20 protein-coding genes and 1 pseudogene are annotated in these 22,187 nt (G+C 45.6%); 12 read left to right on the top strand and 9 right to left on the bottom strand.

The annotated features are described in order from the left end of the window. Nucleotides 1-386 precede the first annotated feature (386 nt). From K1I94_RS06960 to K1I94_RS06950, 3 genes are read left to right on the top strand one after another with little or no spacing between them, the layout of a single operon-like run. Nucleotides 387-1,436, top strand: a complete 1,050-nt coding sequence (locus tag K1I94_RS06960) for a bifunctional glycosyltransferase family 2/GtrA family protein (RefSeq protein WP_223314870.1) — start codon at nt 387-389, stop codon at nt 1,434-1,436. After that, on the top strand, nt 1,433-2,344 hold the full coding sequence (locus K1I94_RS06955; RefSeq protein WP_223314869.1) for a phosphodiester glycosidase family protein: 912 nt from the start codon (nt 1,433-1,435) through the stop codon (nt 2,342-2,344). The genes K1I94_RS06960 and K1I94_RS06955 overlap by 4 nt, the downstream gene beginning before the upstream one ends. Then, nucleotides 2,325-2,798, top strand: a complete 474-nt coding sequence (locus K1I94_RS06950; RefSeq protein ID WP_223314868.1) for a hypothetical protein — start codon at nt 2,325-2,327, stop codon at nt 2,796-2,798. Before K1I94_RS06955 ends, K1I94_RS06950 begins: the two co-directional genes overlap by 20 nt. An 83-nt stretch (nt 2,799-2,881) precedes the next feature. Here the strand turns inward: K1I94_RS06950 and K1I94_RS06945 are convergent, their stop codons facing one another. The 9 genes from K1I94_RS06945 to K1I94_RS06905 form a co-directional block, all read right to left on the bottom strand. Then, nucleotides 2,882-3,484, bottom strand: coding sequence for a histidine phosphatase family protein (locus K1I94_RS06945; RefSeq protein WP_223314867.1), 603 nt, complete (start codon nt 3,482-3,484; stop codon nt 2,882-2,884). Continuing rightward, nucleotides 3,481-4,077, bottom strand: a complete 597-nt coding sequence (locus K1I94_RS06940; RefSeq protein WP_223314866.1) for a histidine phosphatase family protein — start codon at nt 4,075-4,077, stop codon at nt 3,481-3,483. The genes K1I94_RS06945 and K1I94_RS06940 overlap by 4 nt, the downstream gene beginning before the upstream one ends. A gap of 11 nt (nt 4,078-4,088) precedes the next feature. Further along, on the bottom strand, nt 4,089-4,931 hold the full coding sequence (locus K1I94_RS06935; protein WP_223314865.1) for an HAD family hydrolase: 843 nt from the start codon (nt 4,929-4,931) through the stop codon (nt 4,089-4,091). A 263-nt stretch (nt 4,932-5,194) separates the two neighbouring features. Then, the gene (locus K1I94_RS06930) at nt 5,195-7,432 is read right to left on the bottom strand and encodes an alpha-galactosidase (protein ID WP_223314864.1); all 2,238 of its coding nucleotides are present in this window, start codon (nt 7,430-7,432) and stop codon (nt 5,195-5,197) included. 108 nt (nt 7,433-7,540) lie between these two features. After that, nucleotides 7,541-8,485 carry an AraC family transcriptional regulator gene (locus tag K1I94_RS06925; RefSeq protein WP_223314950.1) on the bottom strand — a complete coding sequence of 315 codons (945 nt, stop codon included), beginning with the start codon at nt 8,483-8,485 and terminating at the stop codon, nt 7,541-7,543. Between the two features lies 1 nt (nt 8,486). Then, nucleotides 8,487-9,365 (bottom strand): methylenetetrahydrofolate reductase [NAD(P)H], encoded by an 879-nt coding sequence (gene metF, locus K1I94_RS06920; RefSeq protein ID WP_223314863.1) that lies wholly within the window; start codon nt 9,363-9,365, stop codon nt 8,487-8,489. A gap of 137 nt (nt 9,366-9,502) precedes the next feature. Then, on the bottom strand, nt 9,503-11,755 hold the full coding sequence (metE, locus tag K1I94_RS06915) for a 5-methyltetrahydropteroyltriglutamate--homocysteine S-methyltransferase (RefSeq protein ID WP_223314862.1): 2,253 nt from the start codon (nt 11,753-11,755) through the stop codon (nt 9,503-9,505). Between the two features lie 229 nt (nt 11,756-11,984). After that, complete coding sequence (locus K1I94_RS06910; protein ID WP_223314861.1) at nt 11,985-13,079, bottom strand: AI-2E family transporter; 1,095 nt, start codon at nt 13,077-13,079, stop codon at nt 11,985-11,987. A 78-nt stretch (nt 13,080-13,157) separates the two neighbouring features. Further along, nucleotides 13,158-13,529: an insulin activator factor gene (locus tag K1I94_RS06905; protein WP_223314860.1), complete on the bottom strand. Its 372-nt coding sequence runs from the start codon at nt 13,527-13,529 to the stop codon at nt 13,158-13,160. A 132-nt stretch (nt 13,530-13,661) separates the two neighbouring features. Here K1I94_RS06905 and pabB point away from each other — a divergent pair, with 132 nt between their 5' ends. The 9 genes and pseudogenes from pabB to K1I94_RS06860 all read left to right on the top strand — a co-directional run bounded on the left by pabB (nt 13,662) and on the right by K1I94_RS06860 (nt 22,110). Continuing rightward, nucleotides 13,662-15,392, top strand: a complete 1,731-nt coding sequence (gene pabB, locus K1I94_RS06900; RefSeq protein WP_223314859.1) for an aminodeoxychorismate synthase component I — start codon at nt 13,662-13,664, stop codon at nt 15,390-15,392. A 1-nt stretch (nt 15,393) separates the two neighbouring features. Then, a pseudogene (locus K1I94_RS06895) lies at nt 15,394-16,008 on the top strand (alpha/beta fold hydrolase). Nucleotides 16,009-16,142: 134 nt separating this feature from the next. After that, the gene (locus tag K1I94_RS06890; protein ID WP_223314858.1) at nt 16,143-17,051 is read left to right on the top strand and encodes an ABC transporter ATP-binding protein; all 909 of its coding nucleotides are present in this window, start codon (nt 16,143-16,145) and stop codon (nt 17,049-17,051) included. A 16-nt stretch (nt 17,052-17,067) separates the two neighbouring features. After that, nucleotides 17,068-17,826 (top strand): ABC transporter permease, encoded by a 759-nt coding sequence (locus K1I94_RS06885; RefSeq protein WP_223314857.1) that lies wholly within the window; start codon nt 17,068-17,070, stop codon nt 17,824-17,826. Nucleotides 17,827-17,863: 37 nt separating this feature from the next. Next, complete coding sequence (locus tag K1I94_RS06880; RefSeq protein WP_223314856.1) at nt 17,864-18,556, top strand: ABC transporter permease; 693 nt, start codon at nt 17,864-17,866, stop codon at nt 18,554-18,556. 144 nt (nt 18,557-18,700) lie between these two features. Then, on the top strand, nt 18,701-19,609 hold the full coding sequence (locus tag K1I94_RS06875; RefSeq protein WP_223314855.1) for an ATP-binding cassette domain-containing protein: 909 nt from the start codon (nt 18,701-18,703) through the stop codon (nt 19,607-19,609). Between the two features lie 12 nt (nt 19,610-19,621). Next, entirely contained in the window at nt 19,622-20,317 is a 696-nt protein-coding gene (locus tag K1I94_RS06870) for an ABC transporter permease (protein ID WP_223314854.1), read from the top strand. A 145-nt stretch (nt 20,318-20,462) separates the two neighbouring features. After that, a complete protein-coding gene (locus K1I94_RS06865; protein ID WP_223314853.1) occupies nt 20,463-21,395 on the top strand; it encodes an ABC transporter ATP-binding protein in 933 nt (310 codons plus the stop codon). Continuing rightward, nucleotides 21,388-22,110, top strand: a complete 723-nt coding sequence (locus K1I94_RS06860) for a lantibiotic ABC transporter permease (RefSeq protein ID WP_223314852.1) — start codon at nt 21,388-21,390, stop codon at nt 22,108-22,110. Before K1I94_RS06865 ends, K1I94_RS06860 begins: the two co-directional genes overlap by 8 nt. Nucleotides 22,111-22,187 lie beyond the last annotated feature (77 nt).

Genomic DNA, 22,187 nt, shown 5'->3' with positions numbered 1-22,187 from the left:
TTAAAAATCAATATATAACAGAATACACTCACTTTGTATATCTTTGATACCACATGTAAAATAATTAAATATCGACCTAAAGACAACCTTCATGGTTGTTTTTTATTGTATAAATATATTACCTTGATATTTTACATATAAGCCCTGCTAATAGCTCGCTACAATATAATTTCTTTCACTTTTATAAGTATCCACATAAGTGCCTTGCCATACTCTAGCATTCATTTCGCAAAATTATCTCTAATCCTCTCCCCAACGGCATTTCTATCCTATTTTCCCCATGCTCTTTCCTTAAAGAAATGTTAACATTTTCTTAAAACTAACTTATATTAGGAAATTTTAAGCCGCAGTCTATATACTTTCTACAAATCATCTAAGAAAGAGGTATGGATATGGATTATCTAGTGATTCCGGCCTATGAGCCTGATTATAATCTTATTAAGCTGATAAAAAAAATTCACCATAAAAGTGATTTTCATATCATTGTTATCGATGACGGCAGCTCTTCCAAATGCCAGATAGTCTTTGAGCAGGCAGAGCAGTACGCGACCGTGCTCCGTCATCAGGTCAATCAAGGCAAAGGGCAAGCGCTGAAAACTGCTTTCACCTTTATCCAAGCACTAAAGATCTATGGAACGGTGGTAACAGCAGATGCGGATGGCCAGCACGAGGTCTGGGATATTTTCCGCGTAGCTAGCAAGGCTTCTGAAAATCCCAATCGGCTGATTCTGGGAGCACGCGCCTTTACTGGCAAGGTGCCTCTGCGTAGTCGCTTCGGCAACAGTCTGACTCGGGCTCTCTTCAAGCTTCAGACTGGGGTGGGTGTCTCCGATACTCAGACAGGCTTGCGAGCCTTTACGACCAACATGATTCCATTTATGCTAAAGGTAGAGGGCCAGCGCTATGAGTATGAAATGAACATGCTCTTAGAAGCCAGCAAGGAATATCCCATTTTGGAAGTGCCCATTGAGACGGTCTATATCAATGACAATCAAGGCTCGCACTTTCGGCCAATTCAGGATGGGCTCATGATTTATAAAAATATTTTTAAATTTGCCCTGACTTCTCTCAGCAGCTTCGTCGTGGACTATATCGTCTACGCACTGGCTCTCTTGTTTTTAGCTGCTGTGCCGACCAGCCTGAGAATTCTTCTCGCAAATGGGATTGCCCGCGTGACCAGCTCAATCTTTAACTATTCGACTAATAAAAAGCTGGTCTTTAAGAACGATGACAGTATACTCAAGACAGGAACTGGCTATTTCAGCCTAGCTGTAGTGCTCTTTATCCTAGACACACTGCTGATTCGCCTCTTCTACGCTGTCTTTGGTCTTAATCTTTTGATTGTCAAAATCATCGTTGGCATTTTGCTCTTTACCGTCTCCTGGATGGTGCAAAAGAGATTTATTTTTAAAGAAAGGACACACACCGCATCATGAAATTTTTAAAGAAACGCTATGCCTACGCCTCCATTTTCGGGCTGCTTCTGACAGCTTCCTTCAGCTACTCCATGCTGAAAACCTTTGTCATCGCAGAGACCATTTCCACGGTTTCAAGTACGAGTTCGTCGTCCAATGCCAAGGCTGCCAGCAAGGCTGCCGAAACAGCGACTGTGACGGATACCAGCTATTCAGACGACAACATCTCGGTTACGCTAACTAAAAAGACCGTCAGCAACACCCAAGTCTACATCGCTGATGTGACTGTCAGCTCATCGGAATACCTGAAAACAGCCTTTGCCCAAAACACTTACGGAAACAATGTCACCGCCAAGACCTCGGAAACGGCTGCCAACAACAATGCTATCCTAGCGGTTAACGGCGACTACTACGGAGCCAACACAACTGGCTATGTCATCCGCAATGGCGTCGTCTACCGCGATACCGTCCGAGAAGACTCCAGTAATGGTGATTTAGCTATTTACAAAGACGGCTCCTTCAAGATTATCTATGAAGACCAAGTCTCTACCGATCAACTGGTCAAAGACGGCGTGGTCAATCTCTTGGCCTTCGGCCCATCTCTTGTAGAAAATGGTGAGATTGTCGTTGATACCAACTCTGAAGTCGGCCAGTCCATGTCTTCCAATCCTCGGACAGCTATCGGTATCATTGATGAAAACCACTACATCATCATCGTTTCAGACGGACGCACCTCAGAAAGCGAGGGGCTTTCCCTCTACCAGATGGCAGAAATCATGAAATCGTACGGCGTCAAGACTGCCTACAACCTTGATGGCGGCGGCTCCTCTACACTTTACTTTAACGGTCAGGTCATTAACAAACCTACAACCAACGGAAATACTATCTCAGAAAGGTCGGTGAGTGATATTGTCTACATCGGTTACTAATCCCAGCAAAAAACGTTTTAGAAAAACAGCCCTTATCTACACACTATTAACTATTTTCTTCTTTGCTTTCAGCAGAATCTATGAATCTTTCAGTTTCGGCGAGACTTCTAGCCACATGCACTACCTCTTTGCCATTCCTCTGGTGGGTGGCATCCTCCTCCTGCTCTTCATGAAGGTCATCCCTAATCTCTCTCGGCTCAGCCTCAACCTTTGGAACTCAGCTTTAGCCATTATGACAACTGGTATGCTCTTCCGTGGCATCGTCAACCTATCTGGCCGCTCCACGACGCTGGATATGCCCTACTGGTACGTAGGAGCAGCCTTTGCGGCTCTGGCACTACTCTCCATGGTCTTTACTCGAAGTGAGTGGAATAAAGAAATCCAGGCACAGCCAATACCCAGCAAAAAAGAAGATACAAAACTAAGTCGTCGTGAAACCTACAGCCAAGTATAAACCAAAAAACCTCAGAAAAATCTGAGGTTTTTATTGTAGTGATAATCTTTCTGAACTCTCATTATGATGAATGCTCTGCTTCTTCATTCACACTCATACACATCACCCGTCAGCGGGTCAATGACTTCTGCCAGCTTAAAGTGTCCCTGCTCATATTGATAATGGCAGATAGCGCAGTTGCCAAAGCGCACCTTGGGATCCAGAGCTTGGGCCGCAATCTTGAGATAGAAGGCCCACATGGCACCGCCGTGGCTGACGGCCAAGACTGGCTCTGCATCCGCCCGCTCCATGACCTCAGTCAGAGTGACTAGCATGCGCTCACCGACTTGGTCCACACCTTCTCCGCCATAAGGGACAAAAAGGTCTTCAAATGAGGTGGCTCCCAGCCGAAATTTCGGCTGCAGGCGTTCGGGCTGAGCCTCAAAAAGACCAAAGTTCCATTCTTTAATGCCCTTGAGGCGAGTATAGTCGGTTCGGCCAGAGACAAGTTCCAGAGTATCAGAAGCCCGCTCCTGGGTGGAGGAGTAGAGCTGACCAAAACGAATACCCCGCCCTTGCAAATAAGCTCCTGCCTGCCGGGCTTGATCCTGCCCCAGTTCTGTCAAAGGAGAGTCGCAAACTCCCTGCACCAAGCCCTCTTGATTGAAAAAGGTCTGACCGTGTCGCATCAAGTATAAATCTTTCATTTTCCCTCCCAATTGCTAAAATCATGACCGATGGCCTCTTCTAGATAGAATTGGTCATTTTCAAAAGTAAACTTCAAAATCCCACAGTTGGTCATGTGACCTAGGTCATCCAGACGCCAGTTTTTTTGCCAAGCTCTGGCAAAATTGGCCATAGCTCCGCCATGGGAGACCATGAGCACAGACTGACCATCCATCTCTTGCATGAGCTGGAGAATGGTCGCTGCCATACGCTCCTGCACCTGATCTTGTGATTCACCGCCATAGGTCACAAAGAAATCTCCATAAGGCAGGGGCGGATTGAGGTCTTCGCTTTCCCCTTCAAAGGTGCCGAAGTTCCACTCCTTGAGTCCCTTGACACGTTTATAGGGAAGCTTACCGTCCGTTACCAATTCCAAGGTATCACAGGCCCGCTCTTGAGTAGAACTATAAGCATCATCAAATGTAATACCGGCATCCTTAAAATATTGCCCTGCCACCTTGGCCTGATAGATGCCAAAATCAGTCAGAGGAGCATCACACCAGCCCTGCACCTTGTGGCGCAGGTTGAAAAGCGTTTGGCCATGCCGCATCAGATAAAGAGTTTTTGCCATCATTCACATCTCCTTTAGATGAGTTCTAACTTTTCAAAGGCCTTGTAGAGACCGTCTTGACTGACCGAGTCTGTCACCAGATCGGCCATAGCCTTGATTTCCGCTCCGCCATTTCCCATAGCAACGCCGACCTGACAATAGTCCAGCATAGGAATATCAACCTTGGCATCGCCAAAAGCCAGAGTATCCGCCTTATCAGCATGAAGATGCTTCAGAAGAACCTCAATGGCATGCGCCTTGGTAATATCTTTGACTCCTAAGTCACCAAAGAGAGCATGCTCGCCCTTGCCTCCCCAAGTACCCGCCTTGAGCTCAGGAAAAGCAGCCTTGGAATCCAGATGGTCTTGGTAACTCTTTAGGATAAAACTGACTTTGTTCAGATCGTCCCGATAGAGCTCCCCACCATAAACCAGGCCATGAAGAGCTTCTTCTGCCTCCATATTTACGACTTCTTCTGGCTTGGCACCTTTTCCAAGTACATAGGTCCGAAGCACTGATCGCGCTGCTTCGCGGAAGCCCCTGCTTGCAAAGAGACCGTTATTACTCTCCAGGTAAAACTCTAGCCCTCTCTCCTGAAGCCAGTCGACTAGCCTTTTAGCGACATCTCGCGGAATCAGCTGGTGCAGAATAACCTGCCCCTTATGCTCCACATAGGAGCCGTTACCACCAATCATGCCATCAAAGCCAATATCCCAAATTTCCGGTGGCATCTCAGCCTTGCTGCGACCTGTGCAGACATAAACCAGATGGCCCTTTTCCCGTGCCCGTCGAATGGCAAGTACAGCAGACTCCGGTATATGATTATCATAGTCGATGATGGTACCGTCCACGTCCAGAAAGATGATTTTTCTCGTCATAAAACTTCCTCTTCCTCGCATTTGCCGAGTGATTTCTTCTAATAATCCAAATTGGCAAATGCTTTCTTCAATTATTACAAATTCTCCCATAATGACCCAGCTTTATTTTATAAAAGCTTCACCCTATTATATACCTTTTTGAAAGCCTTTTCCTATAGAATTATCAGAGATAATGGTACTATCCTTTTTTTCTCAGAGGAAAAAGCAAGAAGGACAGCTTTTAATCAGCTTGTTCCTTCTGCTCTTTCTATTTCCCATCTTATCTACTCATCCTCTGCTTCAAACAGCCAGAGTTTTGAATCAAAGTCATAGCTTGGCTCTTGCTCAGAATCCTCCAGAAGCTGACCGCTGGAAGCGTCCGTGGTGACCAGTCCAACTCGCATAAGCTCAGCCCCAGTATAGCTACGCCCCTCTAGCCGATAGACCTTATCCACAGCCAGTCCTTTCAGTTGCAAACGCTGATGAGAGCGATTGACTTGATTGAGGACCTTGAAAGTGCCTAAAAGTGCGGTGTTCTGATCCTGACTGACAACCATCCAAGCTGTCTGCCCATCTCCCTTAAATGGCGACTGCAATCGATAAAAAGTTCCATTATGAATCAGTTCTCGATGGCGCTTGTAAAAAGCTATCTGTTCCCTGACTTCAGCCAATTCTTCTGGGCTTAGCTGATTAAGATCCAGCTCATAGCCAAAGGAACCGAAAAAGGCGACATTGCCCCGCGTCTTCAACGGAGTCAGACGGTTGGTCTGGTGATTGGGCACGATGGAGACATGGGCTCCCATAGACGAAAGCGGATAGAGAAGGCTGGTCCCGTACTGGATTTTCAAGCGCTCAATCGCATCCGAATCATCGCTGGTCCAAGCTTGAGGAGCATAGTAGAGCATACCTGGATCAAAGCGGCCCCCACCTGAAGAGCACGATTCAAATAACAGTCTCGGATAGCGACTGATTAAACGCTCATACAAGTCATAAACGCCCAAGACATAGCGGTGAAAAATCTCTCCTTGCTGATCGGCTGGCCAGGCAGCTGAGAAGACATCCGTCAGAGGGCGATTCATATCCCATTTGATATAATCAAGCTGCGCTTCCTCGATAACCGCTGATAGACGCTCAAAAATCTCATCCACTACTTCCGGCCGAGAATAGTCCAAAACAAACTGGTTCCGACCATGGTGGGGCTGTCTATCTGGCACTGCCAGCAGCCAGTCAGGATGAGTTCGGTAGAGTTGGCTGTCCTTATTGACCATTTCCGGCTCAAACCAAAGACCAAACTGCATGCCCAAACCGTGAATACGCTCTGCTAGCGAGCCCAGCCCCTTCGGCAGCCTTTCTGGATTGACAAACCAATCCCCCAGCCCAGCGCGATCGTTAGTCCGCTGGCCAAACCATCCGTCATCTAGCACAAAGAGCTCCACTCCTACATCTTGAGCCTTTTCAGCAAGCTCCAGCAGCTGATTCTCACTAAAGTCAAAATAGGTAGCTTCCCAGTTATTGATGAGAACAGGACGCGCTCGCTCGCGCCAGTAGCCCCTAGCTAGGCGTCGACGAAATAGCTGATGAAAGACTTGACTCATGCCGTTGAGGCCCCGCTCAGAATATACTAGCAGAGCTTCTGGACTGGTAAAGGACTGGCCTGCAGCCAGCTTCCACTCAAAACCAAAAGGATTGATAGCTAGCTGCAACCGGGTCACATCATAGGTATCCACCTCAGCCTGAATGAGAAAATTACCTGAATACACCAAGGCCGTTCCTAGTACTGGACCTGAAAATTCAGTCGTTTCCGGTCGCTTAAGAGCCACAAAAGGATTGTGGTGGGGACTGGAAATGCCGCGGGTTGACTCAATAGACTGAATCCCCTGCTGAAGCGGGCGCTCCTTGATATGGCGTTCCCGGGCCCATGCCCCTGATAACTGCAGCCAGTCATAATCAGCATCTGGCAGATCAAGCGACAGACTAGCTAGGGATTCCAAGTAGCAAGTTTCCCTGCCTTGATTAATCACTTTGCTGGAGCGAGTGATAACCGGCCAATCAGCAAAAATCGTATAAAACAGCTGAACTTCCACCTCTGTCAACGCATCTCGCAGGGTTAGAATAAGAGTTTTAGCCTCCGTTTGAGTCTCTGTATAAGTAGAGGGCAGGCACTCTAAAACTGGCTTACCATCTACTATCTGATGACTGACATAGACAAAGTCAGTAATACGCGAGCCATTTTCCTGCCTCAGACAGATAGCGGGATGGCGAAAGTCTGTCGTGCCGTATTCTGGAAATTCCTGCCTCACATGCTCCAAAGAATAGCGTAAATCCCCTTCTTTTCGATAGGCCGTCATGGGCCGATGCTGCAGCTCCACCAGATAAGAATAATCTCGCTCCGGTACCGCCGCTCCGTAGTAAAGCTGCAAGAGTTTACCATCCTCCGCAACCCGAAAGATATAAGAAACCTCGCCATTAGTCAGATGAAATTGCCTGCACTCTTCGTTAAACAAAACACTAGCCTTATTCATGGTCTTCTCCTTTCACAATCTGCAATCATACTTCTCCTTTCATTATAAAAAAGGCTCCCCCTTTTGGTAAGCCTTTCTTTCTAGTATTATTTATCCAAATGTGACTTTTTACAGCTCCTGCCCCAGATGAGAACTGGCCTTGCGAAAATTCAAGGGCGACTGGCCACGCGCCTTCTTGAAGGCTTTTGAAAAGCTCTGCGTTCCGGCAAAGCCTGTCTTACTGGCAATCTCTTCCACCGAAAGCTGGCTGCCCGTCAGCAAATCAGCTGCCATATTGAGTCGCAAATCATTGCTGTACTCCTTGATCCCCTTGCCTACTTCATCCTTGAAAAGCCGAGATAGGTAGGAAGGGTGCAGCGCCAATTTCTGCGCCAACTCCTGCACAGATAAACTTTCTGGCAGATGACTGCTCAGTAGTTCCAAGACCTGCTGGACATAAGGATTGATCCGACGGCTTTCCGTGATTAAAGAGGTCTGCTTGAGACTCTGGGACAAGAGTTCTAAAAAGCGATAAACTTGCCTTTGCAGAGCTAGTTCAGCTGTTATTCCGCTGCCCTCATAGGCCAAACTTTCAAAGACCAAGGCCTTAAATTCCTGCAAAGAAGTCAGCTCAAAAGACCACTGGCCAGACTGTAAGCCCAGATCCTGCAGATAGCGAGGCAAGAGATGCCCACCCAGTCCCATCCAGACATAAGACCAAGGCTCTTCTCCATCAGCCTGATAAAAGACCGACTGACTCGGCGGCACCACAAAGCCCTGCCCTTCCTGCAAATCATAGCGCTGATTGCCCACGGAGTAAGTCCCCCGTCCCTCCAGTACGATATGAATGACATAAACATCCCGGACAGCCGGCCCAAAGCTATGATGGGCTTCCGTTTTCGAATAACCGCAGAAGGCAAAAAAACAATCTTCTTGGCCAAACTGCATAGACTTAACCAAGATCAGCGAATGCTCCATCAGCCCCTCCTTAGATTTGGATAAAATTTTTATCCTTATTATAAAACAAAAACCACTAAACAGCAACTGAATCTGATTAGTGGTTTCTTCATTCATCTTAAAAAGATTGGACAGATGGATTATGATTGAAGAGAGCATGGGTAGCCTTATAGATATGATAGGCTGTTGCGGCGTTATTCATAGTATAAAGGTGTATGCCCGCCACATCCTGGGTCACCAAGTCAACAATTTGATCCACAGCATAAGCCAGACCAGCTGCTCTCAGAGACTCTGGGTCATGTTCGTACTTATCCAGAATAGCCCGGAATTTTCTTGGCAGCTTGATATTCTCACAGGTCTTGAGCAGGCGCAGAGCCTGATTGCGATTGAGAATCGGCATAATCCCAGCATGGATGGGCACTTCAATACCCGCTAAAATGCACTTGTCCTGAAAGTCGTAAAAACGTTCATTGTCAAAGAAAAGCTGGGTGACCAGACTAGAACAGCCAGCATCCACCTTTTTCTTCAGATTTTGAATATCCGAAATCTGATTTGGCGAATCCGGATGGCCCTCTGGATAGCAAGCTCCGATGATGTCAAAGTGCGGTGCTTCTGTCTTGATGTATTCGATCAAGTCAGTCGCATAAGTAAAATCATCCTTAGGTGCTACATCTGGAAAAACATCCCCTCGCAAAGCTAAAATCTGATGGACACCAACCCGATCTAGAGACTGCAAAATGTTGGACACCATGTCCTTGGTCAGATAAACCGCGGGTAGGTGGGCAATCGTCGGTATCTTGAGGTCGTTGGCGATGAACTCAGTCAAACGAACCGTCGTCTCCTCAATGTCAAACTTATTATTGCTGGCCGTCACACTGATAAAGTGAGGAGCCAAATCTTGCATCTCTCTCAATGCCTGAAAAATCTTATCATTGCCTACTGCCGGATTGGGAGGAAATACTTCAAATGAGAGACTGGGTGTATGACGACGAACCATATAACAAAAAGTTCCTTTCAATGATGGTAGCGATAGCCGAGGACAATCCTAGGAGAACAGCTCCTGCAGGATTGTCAGCTCCGCTTCAATTTTGGTATGTTCCTCCATCAAGATCAACTTTTGAGGTTCCAGGAGGATTATTTCAAGTGTTTTCTAGCTGCTTTGGCTGCTTCTACTAAGCGCACCAAGCTAGCCTTGGTTTCTGGGATACCACGAGTTTTAAGACCACAGTCAGGGTTGATCCAGACCTTGCTGCTTGGCACCTTAGCCAAGATAGCTTCGATGGTGTGGTTGATTTCCCCTTCATTTGGCACGCGCGGTGAGTGGATATCGTAAACTCCAGGTCCTACTTCTGTCTGGAAGTTCTTAGCCTTGAGCTCATCCAGGATTTCCAAGTTAGAGCGGCTAGCTTCAAAGGAAATCACGTCCGCATCCATGTTGTCGATAGCAGGGATGATATCGGTAAATTCTGAGTAGCACATGTGAGTATGGATTTGCGTATCAGGCGCTACTGTTGAGTGTACCAAACGGAAGGCTGGAATTGCCCAGTCAAGGTAGTCTTCGTACCAGTCACTGCGACGGAGTGGCAATTTCTCACGAAGAGCAGCCTCGTCGATTTGGATAATCTTCACACCAGCAGCTTCAAGGTCAAGCACTTCATCCTTGATAGCAAGAGCGATTTGAAGAGTTGAATCTTTAATAGAGATGTCTTCACGCGGGAATGACCAGTTGAGGATGGTTACTGGACCAGTCAACATACCTTTAACAGGTTTGTCAGTACGGCTTTGTGCATAGCTAGACCATTTAACAGTAATTGGGTTGAGACGAGTCACATCACCCCAGATGATTGGTGGTTTCACCCCACGCATACCGTATGATTGTACCCAACCATTTTTAGAGAAGAGGTAACCTGACAGGTTTTGACCGAAGTACTCAACCATGTCATTACGCTCGAACTCACCGTGCACCAGCACGTCAAAGCCGACTTCTTCTTGCCACTTGATCCATTCATCAATCTGCTCAGCCAAGAACTTGTCATAGTCTTCTGCCGACAGCTCACCCTTGCGGAAGGCCAAGCGCTTAGCACGGACTTCCTTGGTTTGAGGGAAGGATCCAATCGTGGTAGTTGGCAACGGTGGCAGATTGAGCGTCTTGTGCTGGATTTCCTCACGCTCTGCAAAGGCTGGCAAACGAGTGTAATCTGCGTCAGTCAAACCAGCGATGCGCGCACGAAGTTCGGCATTTTCACCCACACGTTCAGCCGCAAAGAGTTCTTTGTTAGCAGCAAGCGCTTCTGCACCACCGCCATTGCGGATAGCATCCAAGTCACGAATTTCATCCAATTTCTCCACCGCAAAGGCAAAGTGGTTCAAAATTGCTGGTTCAAAATCTTCATTAGCCGTTGTAAATGGCACATGGAGCAGTGAACATGAGCTTGTCAAGACGATGTTTTCAGCTGGGATTTGCTCAAGCACTGCCAAGCTCTTTTCGTAGTTGTTGCGCCAGATGTTTTTACCATTGACGATACCCGCATAAAGGGTCTTGTCAGCTGGAAAGCCACCTTTGACAAGTTCAAGTGTTTTCTTGCCTTCGACAAAGTCCAAACCAATCGCATCTACTGGCAGTTCTACAAGGTCTGCATAGATGTCACGAACATCACCAAAGTAGGTTTGAACCAAGACTTCCAAGCCTTTCTTGTCTGCCAGAAGCTTCTTATAAAGGTCCAAGAAGAGAGCTTTTTCTTCTGCTGACAGATCCTTGACCAGACTTGGCTCATCCAGCTGGATACGCTCTGCGCCTAGCTCTGCTAATTTTGCAAAAACTTCTTGATAAGCTGCAGCTAGTGCATCTACAAAGTCAGCCGGAGCCACACCGTCTTCAAAGTCAGATACTTGCAGGAGAGTGAATGGACCAACCACAACTGGACGGGTTACCAAGCCCAACTCTTTAGCTTCTGCAAATTCATCAAAAATCTTATGCCCAGCCAGCTTGACTTGGGTTTCTTTTTCAAATTTAGGGACGATGTAGTGGTAGTTGGTGTTGAACCATTTCTTCATCGGAAGAGCACGGACATCCCCTTTTTCGCCCTGATAACCACGAGCCAAGGCAAAATACCGCTCCAAGTCAGTCAACTCCAAGCCTTGCACAGATGACGGCACCACGTTAAAGAGAAAGGCTGCATCCAGTACATTGTCATAATGAGAAAAATCATTTGATGGAATCTCAGAAATTCCTTTTTCCTTAACAATATTCCAATGCTTAGCACGGAGCTCCTTAGCTGCAGCCAGAAGCTCTTCTGCTGAGATTTCATGTCTAAAGTATTTTTCAGTTGTAAATTTCAATTCGCGGAATTCACCCAAACGTGGGAAACCAATGATAGTCGTTGACATAAATGTCCTCCAAAATTTTTCTTGATTTTATCTTATCAGAAAATCCCCCCTCTGTATAATTGGAATTTCCCAGAGTTTGATATAGCCTAAAACTATAACCTGGTTCTCTATACAAGCACAAAAGCTTATTTTTCAACTTCCATTGATTAAGATTATTGTTTGCTATAGGTAGAAGTTATGGCCTTGGAAAAAGAAAAACCAGCGAGAATAAAATCTCGTTGGTTTCTTTTCATTCTTTTACTAACGCTTTTTTCTCTTCCTTCTCCACAACAAACTCTCTAACCAAGCGGTAGATAACTGCAAAGATAGGCGTGAAGAAAATCATGCCGACCAAGCCAAAGAGGTTGCCCCCAATCAGGGCGGCGGCTAGGGTAAAGAGAGTTGGGAGACCGACGGATTGGCCGACCACGCGCGGATAGATAACATTGCCCTCAATCAGCTGCACTCCCTGAAAGACTGCGATAGAGAGAAGGGCTTTCCAAGGGCTGTCGGTAAAGATAAAGATAGCTCCCAGAGCACAAGCTGAGAATGGCCCAATGTAGGGAATGAAAGAGAGCACTCCGGCCAAGACTCCTGTCAAGGCCGCATAAGGCAAGCCTGTCAGAGAGTAGGCGATAAAGACTAAAATCCCAACAATGACGGCCTCAATCATCTGCCCCATCAGGAACTTATCATAGGTCTCAACAATGACAGAACCGACATAGGATAGGCGTTTCACAGCTTTCTCAGGAAGCAGGACCTGCAGGAGACGGCTAGTGATTGTCTGCAAATGCTCCTTGCTGCTCAAGAAAGCAAACATGAGAAAGATAGACATAATGACAGAGAAGAAATTGCCAAAAATAGCAGAGATATTGCCCGTCAGACTGCCCAGAAGAGAGATGGCTCTGTTGACAATGTCGCTGTTTTGCAGTTGCTTGGTCAAATCTTTCAGCTGGCTAGAGGAAAGCAAGCCAGACTGCTGCAGCCACTTGGCTACCTGGGGTGCTACCTTGCCGATTGTTGCGCTCAGCTGATTGACCGCTGTAGTCAGAGTCGGCACGACGATAGAGACAATACCCGTCATAATGAGAGCTAAAATCAGCACCTCTAAAACTAAGGCCAAACCGCGCTGCAACTTTTGTGGGACCCGGCATTTATCCAAGAAGTCTTCCAGCTTTTTCATTGGGACATTAAAGATAAAGGCTAGGACTCCACCCAATATAATGGGTGAAAAAACCGAAGTCAGACTCTGCAGGCCAGACCAGATGTTCCCGATATAGAGAACCAGAGCCAGAGCAAGCGCCGCAAATACGATTAGTTTATAAGATTCATTTATTTTTTTCATAAGGCTTCCTTTTAAGGTTTTGTCATTTCCTTATTTTATCATAATTTTCGAGGGCTTTCGAGCAGGAGAAAGCATGGATTAGTCAGCTTTGTCTTCACTTTTTATTTTTTGAAAATCTTGAAGATAGAGGACCCCAGCTCCTATAGACAAAAGGCCTGCAAAGATAGCTAGAAAAGGAATAAATCCCATGATAGATGCAAAAAGCAGCATCTGATGATTCATCTTATTGACCCTAGAGTCCCCACTATAATGAGACATACCCGCTAAGGAAAGTATCAACAAGAAAACGTTAATTAGCATAATCAGAAGTGCCCATATGTAATTTTCAATGAAGCTACCAATCAAATCAACAAACTCAAAACTCGATCTTTGTAAAGAAAAATACATGATAAGAATTCCCGCTATAATACTCGCAACCCCATTTACCAATAACAATTTATTCGACTTCATAGAAATCTCATTCTTTCTTTTTTAAACATAGTATACCTAGCTACTTTCTAATCTGTCAACCGTTATAAAAGAATGATTGTCACATCCGATAAATCCGTTTTCATTCAAATTATCTTATGATAAAATAACTTTATGCACAAGAAAACGATTATTGATTTTAAGCAATTGGGCCAACGCCTGATTTTTACGAATCCCATCAAGGAGCTAAAGACTCGCCGTCTTGACCAAGTGGAGGAACTTTTGGCAGAGATTGAGGGCTGGCAGGAGAAAGGATACTATGCTGTCGGCTATGTCAGCTATGAAGCAGCGCCAGCCTTCGAGGAAAAGTTCCAAGTTCATGCGGCCCCGCTCCAGAAGGAATACCTCCTCTACTTTACTATCCACGATACGGCCAATCAGGCTTCTATTCCCTTGACCTATGAGGAAGTGGAAATGCCAGCAGCTTGGCAGGGGCTGACTTCTGAGCAAGAGTACCAGAAGGCTATCGAGACTATTCATCACCATATCCGCCAGGGCGATACCTATCAGGTCAACTTCACGATGCAGCTGTGCGCGGAGCTCAATCCTGAGGATAGTTTGGCTATTTACAATAGGCTGGTCGTTGAGCAAAATGCGGCCTACAATGCCTATGTAGAGCATGATGAGACCGCCATCTTGTCCATCAGCCCCGAGCTCTTTTTCGAGGAGCACCGAGGCCAACTGACCACTCGACCTATGAAAGGGACCACAAATCGGGGACTGACCTTAGGGCAGGATAGGGAGCAGGCTGCATGGCTGGCCCAGGATGCCAAAAACCGAGCAGAAAATATGATGATTGTCGATCTGCTGCGTAATGACATGAATCGTATTTCTCAGACGGGCAGCGAACGGGTTGAGCGTCTCTGCAGCGTCGAGCAATACTCTACAGTCTGGCAGATGACCTCTACCATTAAAAGCCAGCTACATGAGGGAGTCGGGCTGGCTGAGCTTTTCAGAGCGCTCTTTCCTTGCGGATCCATCACAGGCGCTCCTAAGATTTCGACCATGGCTATCATCAAGACGACAGAAAAAGCTGCTCGCGGGGTCTACTGCGGTACAGTCGGTATCTGCCTGCCAAACCAGAGACGAATTTTTAATGTCGCCATCCGCACCATTCAGCTGGAGGGGAAAAAAGCCATCTATGGCGTTGGCGGCGGAATCACTTGGGACAGCACGTGGAAATCCGAATACATCGAAACCCAGCAAAAATCTGCCGTCCTCTATCGAAAGAATCCGCGATTCGACCTAATTTCGACTGGAAAAGTAACGGATGGAAAGCTGACCTTGCAAGAACAACACCTGCAAAGACTGACAGAAGCAGCCAGCTACTTCGCCTATCCTTTTGACCAAGACAAACTAGAGCAAGAGTTAGAAGAAACCTGCGCTCAGCTGGATAAAGAACAGGATTACAGGCTGCGTATAGCTCTAAAAAAAGACGGCAGTATTGAACTAGAAACGACTCCTCTACTTCCACTAACGGATACTTTCAGAAAGGCAAAACTGGTCGAGCAGACAGCCAATCTAGCCCAGCCTTTCACCTATTTCAAGACCAGCCATCGGCCACATCTGACCTTGGAGCAGCAAGAGCAGATTTACTACAATGCCCAAGGCCAGCTGCTGGAAACTTCTATCGGCAATCTGCTGCTGGAGCTAGACGGCAAGCTTTACACGCCTCCAGCTGAACTTGGCCTGCTCAAGGGTATCTACCGCCAGCAGCTACTGGATGAGGGGCAAGCTACTGAGAAAGTTTTAACGCTGGCTGACCTAGCTCAGGCTGAGAAAATCTACGCCTGCAATGCAGTCAGGGGACTGTACGAGCTGGAGATTGATAAAGGAGAGCTCTGACATGAAAGTTATCTTTCTGCACGGACTAGGGCAAGATGAGCATTCTTGGAAGGAAGTTCAAGGAGCTCTAGCTGATGTCCCGACGGAGTCGCTGGCTCTTTTTCCGAAGGGCAATGAGAGCTACCAAGACATTCGACATGCAACCCTCCAGCACCTTCAGGCCGAGAAACAGCCATTTATCTTAGTCGGTTTGTCACTCGGTGGCCTGCTAGCACTGGACCTGGCTGACTAAGCTCCTCCTCATCTGAAGGGTTTGATTTTATCGGGGACTCAATACAATTTAGCAGACAATTTTCTCTACAGACTGCAGATTCTCGTCTTTAAACTGTTGCCCAAAAGCGTCTTCACCAGGCAAAGAGCTGATAAAGACCAGATGATACGGATTTTGACCGAGCTGCGTAAGGTAAATCTCACTGATAAAATTACGAAAATCAAGCTTCCCAGCCTGATTCTTTGCGGCAGCAAAGACAAGCCCAATCTAAAAGCTGCCTATGAGCTTAACAAGCTACTTAAAGGGGCTCAGCTTCATATTATAGAAAAGGGTGGCCATACTCTGAATAGCCAAGCGCCAGAAACATTTGCTCAAATAATAGAGAAGTTCCTACATGAGTTCTGACCCTTTTACAAGACAAACCAAAAACTTTAGAAATATTTGAGAAATTCTTTATAAATATTTGAAGGTTTGGCGCTATACTAATTAAATAAGAAGAGGAGTTTTCTCTCCTAGTATCATGAAAAGGAGACTTGATCATGGAAAATGTTTTGGTTTTACAGCAAGTCAGCAAAAAATTCGGCCGGCAGTACGCTCTGACCGATGTGAGTCTGACGATAAAAAAAGGAGATATTTACGGTTTGATTGGCAAGAACGGGGCCGGAAAGACCACTCTGATCAAGGTCATTACCCAGCTCTTGGAAGCAAGCAGCGGTAATGTCTCCCTCTTTGGCTCTCAGAACTATCAAGAATGGACGCAAAGCCTCAAACGGGTCGGATCAGTCATCGAAACACCGGTCGCTCACAACCACCTGACAGCCTATGAAAATCTCAGCTACTACTGTAAGCTCCGCCATATTCCCCATGCGGACAAGGTCATCCGTGAAACCTTGGAATACGTGGACTTGACAGATACCGGCAAGAAGAAATTCCGCTACTTCTCACTTGGGATGAAACAGCGGCTAGGTCTGGCTATCGCGCTTCTTACCAGACCTGACCTGATGATACTAGACGAGCCTATCAATGGCCTGGATCCGGTCGGCATCAAGGAATTCCGCCAGCTGGTGCAGCGACTAAACGAAGAGTTGGGCATGACCTTTATCATCTCCAGCCATATCCTGTCTGAACTCTACTTGGTGGGTAACCGGTTCGGCATTATCGAGGAAGGACGACTGATTCGCGAGATTTCAAAGGCGGAGTTTGAAGAACAGAGCGAAGACTATATCGTGCTTAAAACGTCGCAGTTGGAAGAAGCCAGCCGGCTGATTCACGACCAGCTCATGCATCGTATCAAGGTGGTCAATGCCTCTGACGAGATTCATATCTTTACCCATTCGCATGAGATTAGCAAGATTGTCAAGGAACTTGCGGTCGCAGATATACCGGTGCAGGAGATTTACTATGCACGACAAAACCTAGAAAACTTCTTTACAGACTTGGTCAAATGACAAAGGGAGGCTTATCATGATGGATTTCATTAGAGCCGATTTATACCGGCTCATGCGTTCAAAAGGCTTTTGGATTACTGAGTTTTTATTATTCTGTGTGATTTTCTCAGCAACTTTCTTCCAAGCAAATATTCATTTTGGAGCAAATATCTCCAGAAATGAGGCTGCTACTCAAGCTCTAGGAAAACTAACCGGAGTTCAAGCTCTGGACTATTTTGCAGGCAATACAGACGGTCTGCTCTTTTTCACCATCATTGGTATCGGTATGGTCCTAGGAGTGGACCTGTCTCGGAAACTTTATAAAAACTGCCTGAGCTACGGCATCTCTAAACTCAGCTATTATTTTTCTAAGTTCTTTGTTTGCGTTAGCATCGCAGCTTTTCATTTCCTGCTGATTTTATCAATCTCCTTTGTGACCGCTAGTCTGTCCAACGGAATTGGCAGCGCCCCCAGCTCTTTTTTGCCTCAGCTGGGAACTGCTCTCTTCGTTCAATTTCTCAGCACGGTTACATGGATTGCCATCATTTCTTTTGTACTCTATGCCAGCCACTCCATCGTGTCTATCTTTCTGACCTATTTCCTTGGCGGTACCTTACTGACTATTCCCCTCATCTTTTACCCGGACAATGAATGGCTGATCTATCTGACTCTGCGATTTAACACAGATATGGCAGCAGATAGTGGGGCTGTTATCAAGGCTATCCTGACAGTGGTAACGGTCACCCTGCTCTTTCTAGGTGGCGGGCTGATGGTTTTCAAAAAGAAAGATTTATAAAAAGCAGGAACAATCTTAATCATTCAGAGGAGATTTCATGTTACATACTATTCAGGCGGAACTCTACCAGCTTGTCCGCTCCAAACCTTTTTGGCTAATAGAAGGGCTGCTCTTTTTTCTCATTTTCATCAGCTCTCTTGGTGAAAGCAACTTTAATTTTTATATCTCTACATCTTCTGATCCAGAAGAAATAGTCATCCAAGGTTGGACAGGATTTGAAGCTCTCGGGCAGCTTGCTAAAGATTTCCTGCCCTTTGTCATGATTACTGTCCTTGTGCTCGTTATCTTTCTGTTAGGTCGTGACCTGACTAGAAAATTATACAACAATATATTAACCAGCGGGGTTTCTCGGAAAGAATTTTACTTATCCAAAATAGCTGTTCTTGTCACAATTATCATCTTTCAACTAGTAACAGCCTTTGCTATAGCCTTTATCTTTGGGAGCCTCTTCCACGGACTTGGGACTATGCCAAAGAACTTTTTCTGGAGCTTTTCCTTGTCTTTCTTTCGCTCCTTTCTCTTTATTATGACCTGCAGTTCCGTAGTTACCTGTCTTCTCTATCTGACCCGCTCCACCCTAGTCAGCTATCTCGTCTTTTTCGCCCTGATTATGCTTCAGTCTAGCCTCGTTATCGTTTTCCCTCAGATAAATTCTGAACTATTCTTATTCCTTATCCTAGCTGGTTCTCTCTTAGGTGGTTACCAAGCCTTTCAGCACAGAGACTTATAAATCTAAGCAGTCAGCTCTTTGGCTGCTTTTTTATTACTTTTGGATTGGTTCCGCATTTCTTTAGAAATATTTTAGAATTTCTTGAGAAATATTTGAAATCTAGCTTGTATACTAAAATCAAACCTAAGAAAGCGAGAATATACCATGCAAACTGTTTTAGAAGTAAAGCAAGTTACCAAACAATATGGCCAGCAATATGCCCTTGATCACGTAAGTCTTTCGATCCAGAAAGGTGACATCTATGGACTGATTGGCAAGAACGGGGCTGGCAAAACCACTCTTCTCAAGACCATTAGCCGGCTCATTCATGCCAACAGCGGAACCGTGTCTGTCTTTGGTTCGCAGAACTCTAAGGAATGGAATGAAGCCCTGCGTAAGATAGGAACCGTCATCGAAACACCGGTCGCTTACAATCAAATGACTGCTTATCAAAATCTCAACTACTACTGCAAGGTCCACCAGATTGTCCAACCCGACCAGCTCATCAAGGAAACTCTGGCCTATGTCGGATTGAGCAATACTGGTAAAAAGAAATTCCGCAACTTTTCGCTAGGAATGAAGCAGCGTCTAGGAATCGCTATTGCCCTTATCAGCAAGCCTCAACTCATGATTTTAGACGAGCCCATCAACGGCCTCGATCCGCTTGGCATCAAGGAATTTCGACTGATGATTCAGCGACTCAACCAAGAATTGGGAATCACTTTTATCATTTCCAGCCACATCTTGTCTGAGCTTTATCTGGTAGCCACCAAGTTTGGCGTGATTGACCAAGGACGGCTTGTTGCAGAATTCACCAAAGACGATTTTGACCGAGCCAGCGAAGATTATATCGTCCTTAAGACCAGCGATAGAGATCAGGCTGCCAATCTCATCCAAGGCAAGCTCCACTATCAGCTCAAGGAAGCTGATAAATCTGACGAGTTGCACATTGTCGCCCAAGAACAGGAACTAAATGACATCAACAGGGAGTTGGTCCTATCCAACATTCATGTCAATGGTATCTATGCAGCTCACAAAGATTTAGAAAAATACTTTACAGATTTAGTCCAGTAAGGAGAAAAAACCATGTTACATACTTTTCAAGCAGATTTTTACCGCTTCTTTCGTTCCAAGGCTGTTTGGATTACCGAATTCATCTTTCTACTGACGACCTTGAGCGCAGTCTTTGGCAAATTAAATGCTGTCCAGCTTATACAAGCGGTGTCCAACGCTATCGGTAATAATACTTTTATCATCATTATCCTCTCTATGGTCGTCATCGGGACAGATCTGAACAAACAACTTTACAAGAATACATTAACCAGCGGCGTTTCCCGTACCAGTTTCTTCGTCTCTAAAGCCCTAGTCATGGTCTGCGTAACGTTCCTGCAGTTGGCTCTCTTTTATAGCATCAACTTTATCCTAGCTGCTATCCTAAACGGTATCGGTGATTTTTCCGCCACCTTCCTGCTTCAGTTTATTCTTCTATTCTTTGTGCAGTGCCTGACTGTTATTGCTTGGACAGCCGTTATCTCCTTTATTCTTTATCTGAGTAAATCTATGATTGCTGCTCTGGGAGGTTACCTTTTCTGCGCATCTTTAACCGGAGCTCTGGCTCAATTTTATCCCAAATCTTTATGGCTGCAGCATTTCACCATGAGCTTTGATTTTGAGACGCTTCAAAGCAACGGTGTAACCTTAAGAATTATTCTAATCGCCTTGGTCTTAGGAACAATCTTCACCGCAGCAAGTCTTTATACTTTCCACAAAAAGGATTTATAGTAGAAAATGAGCTGGTTCTCGACTGGCTCATTTTAATCTTTCCAATTTTAAATTTCTTTAGAAATATTTTAGAATTTCTTGAGAAATATTTGAAATTTAGTTTGTATACTAAAAGTATAAACAAAGGAATTAAAGGAGAAACATCATGCAAAATGTTTTAGAAGTGAAAGGACTCACTAAAAAATACGGTGAGCAGTATGCTCTGAAAGATGTCAGTCTTTCCATCAAGAAAGGAGAGATTTACGGTCTCATCGGTAAAAACGGTGCTGGTAAGACCACGCTGATCAAAATCATTACTCAAGTCATCTATCCTAGCGGAGGGACCGTGTCTGTTCTGGGCTCTCAGAACCAACAGGAATGGACAAAAGCCCTCAGCCATACTGGATCTGTTATCGAGACCCCTGTAGCTCATGCCCACATGTCGGCCTATGAAAATCTACGCTACTACTGTACCGACCGGGGCATTCCAAATGCTGACAAAGTCATCAAAGAAACCCTGCAATATGTCGGCCTGACCGATACTGGAAAGAAAAAATTTCGCAATTTCTCTCTAGGGATGAAACAGCGGTTGGGCATTGCCATTGCCATTTTGGGGCGTCCCGACTTGCTCATCCTGGACGAGCCCATTAATGGTTTAGATCCAGTTGGGATTCAGGAATTTAGAGAAATGGTCAAGCGCCTCAATCAAGAATTAGGCATCACCATCATCATTTCCAGCCATATCCTGTCCGAGCTTTATCTAGTCGCAACTCGCTTTGGCTTTATCAATCAAGGGCATTTCATCAAGGAGCTGTCTAAGGAAGAATTTAACCGAGAAAGCGGCGACTATATCATCCTAAAAACGGATAATATCAAGCAAGCTGCTCATTTAGTGCAAGACAAGCTCGGCTACCAGCTCAGACCAACCAACAAGGAAGATGAGCTACATATTTCCGGCCAAGTACAAGAAATTCGCAAGATTGCCAAAGAATTAGTCCTAGCCGACATCCCAATCGGGGAAATCTACTACGCCCACAAAGACTTAGAAAAATACTTTACAGACTTAATCAACCAACAAGGAGGAAACACTCATGTTTAATAGTATCAAGGCGGATTACTACCGTCTCTTCCGCTCCGTAGGATTCTGGGGAGTGCAGGCTTTCTGCATCTTTGGAATTCTCCTCGCCATTTTCACTTCCCAAGTCGCCATTTCCGACAACGGTATCTTTTTTGCCATAGATGTCGTCTCCTACAACATCGGCATGCTCTTTATTGCCTGCAATGTCATGACTAGCTTGCTTCTCGGTGTTGATCTCAATGACAAACTTTATCACAATAACCTGACTACAGGCAAGACTCGGACCCAGTATTACTTCTCTAAAGCACTGGTTATCGCTAGCTTACTTCCTATGCAGTTCATACTGCTCTACATTTTTGGTATTGTCATCGAATTTGTCCGAACCGGCGGTAATATGGGAACTCTGCCAGCTAATTTCTGGGGACAATTCGCAATACTCTTCGTCATGCAGGTCATCTGTACCTATGCTTGGTACTGCATTACCAGCTTTGTCCTCTACTTGACTCGAAACTATAGTGTCGTCTTTATCACCTATATCATGACCTACATCTTACTCGGTCTCCCTAGTCAAATGTTCGATGCCAATAATGAATGGTTCAAGGCTATCAAGATGGAGTTCTTCTACGGAGACGCTTCAATACCAGGTGTCATCATCAAAACAGCTATCTTTGCTCTCAGTCTGATCACGGTCTTTAGCTTAGCAGGACTGGCTACACTGAAGAAGAGAGATTTGTAAAATAAAAACTCAGCTAATCACTAAATTAGCTGAGTTTTTTTGAGGGGATTTCACCCCTTCTGGTCTAGCACCGCTTT

The organism is Streptococcus sanguinis, from assembly GCF_019929145.1.
Taxonomy (GTDB): Bacteria; Bacillota; Bacilli; order Lactobacillales; family Streptococcaceae; genus Streptococcus; species Streptococcus sanguinis_U.
This window is presented reverse-complemented; position numbering and strand designations above follow the sequence as displayed.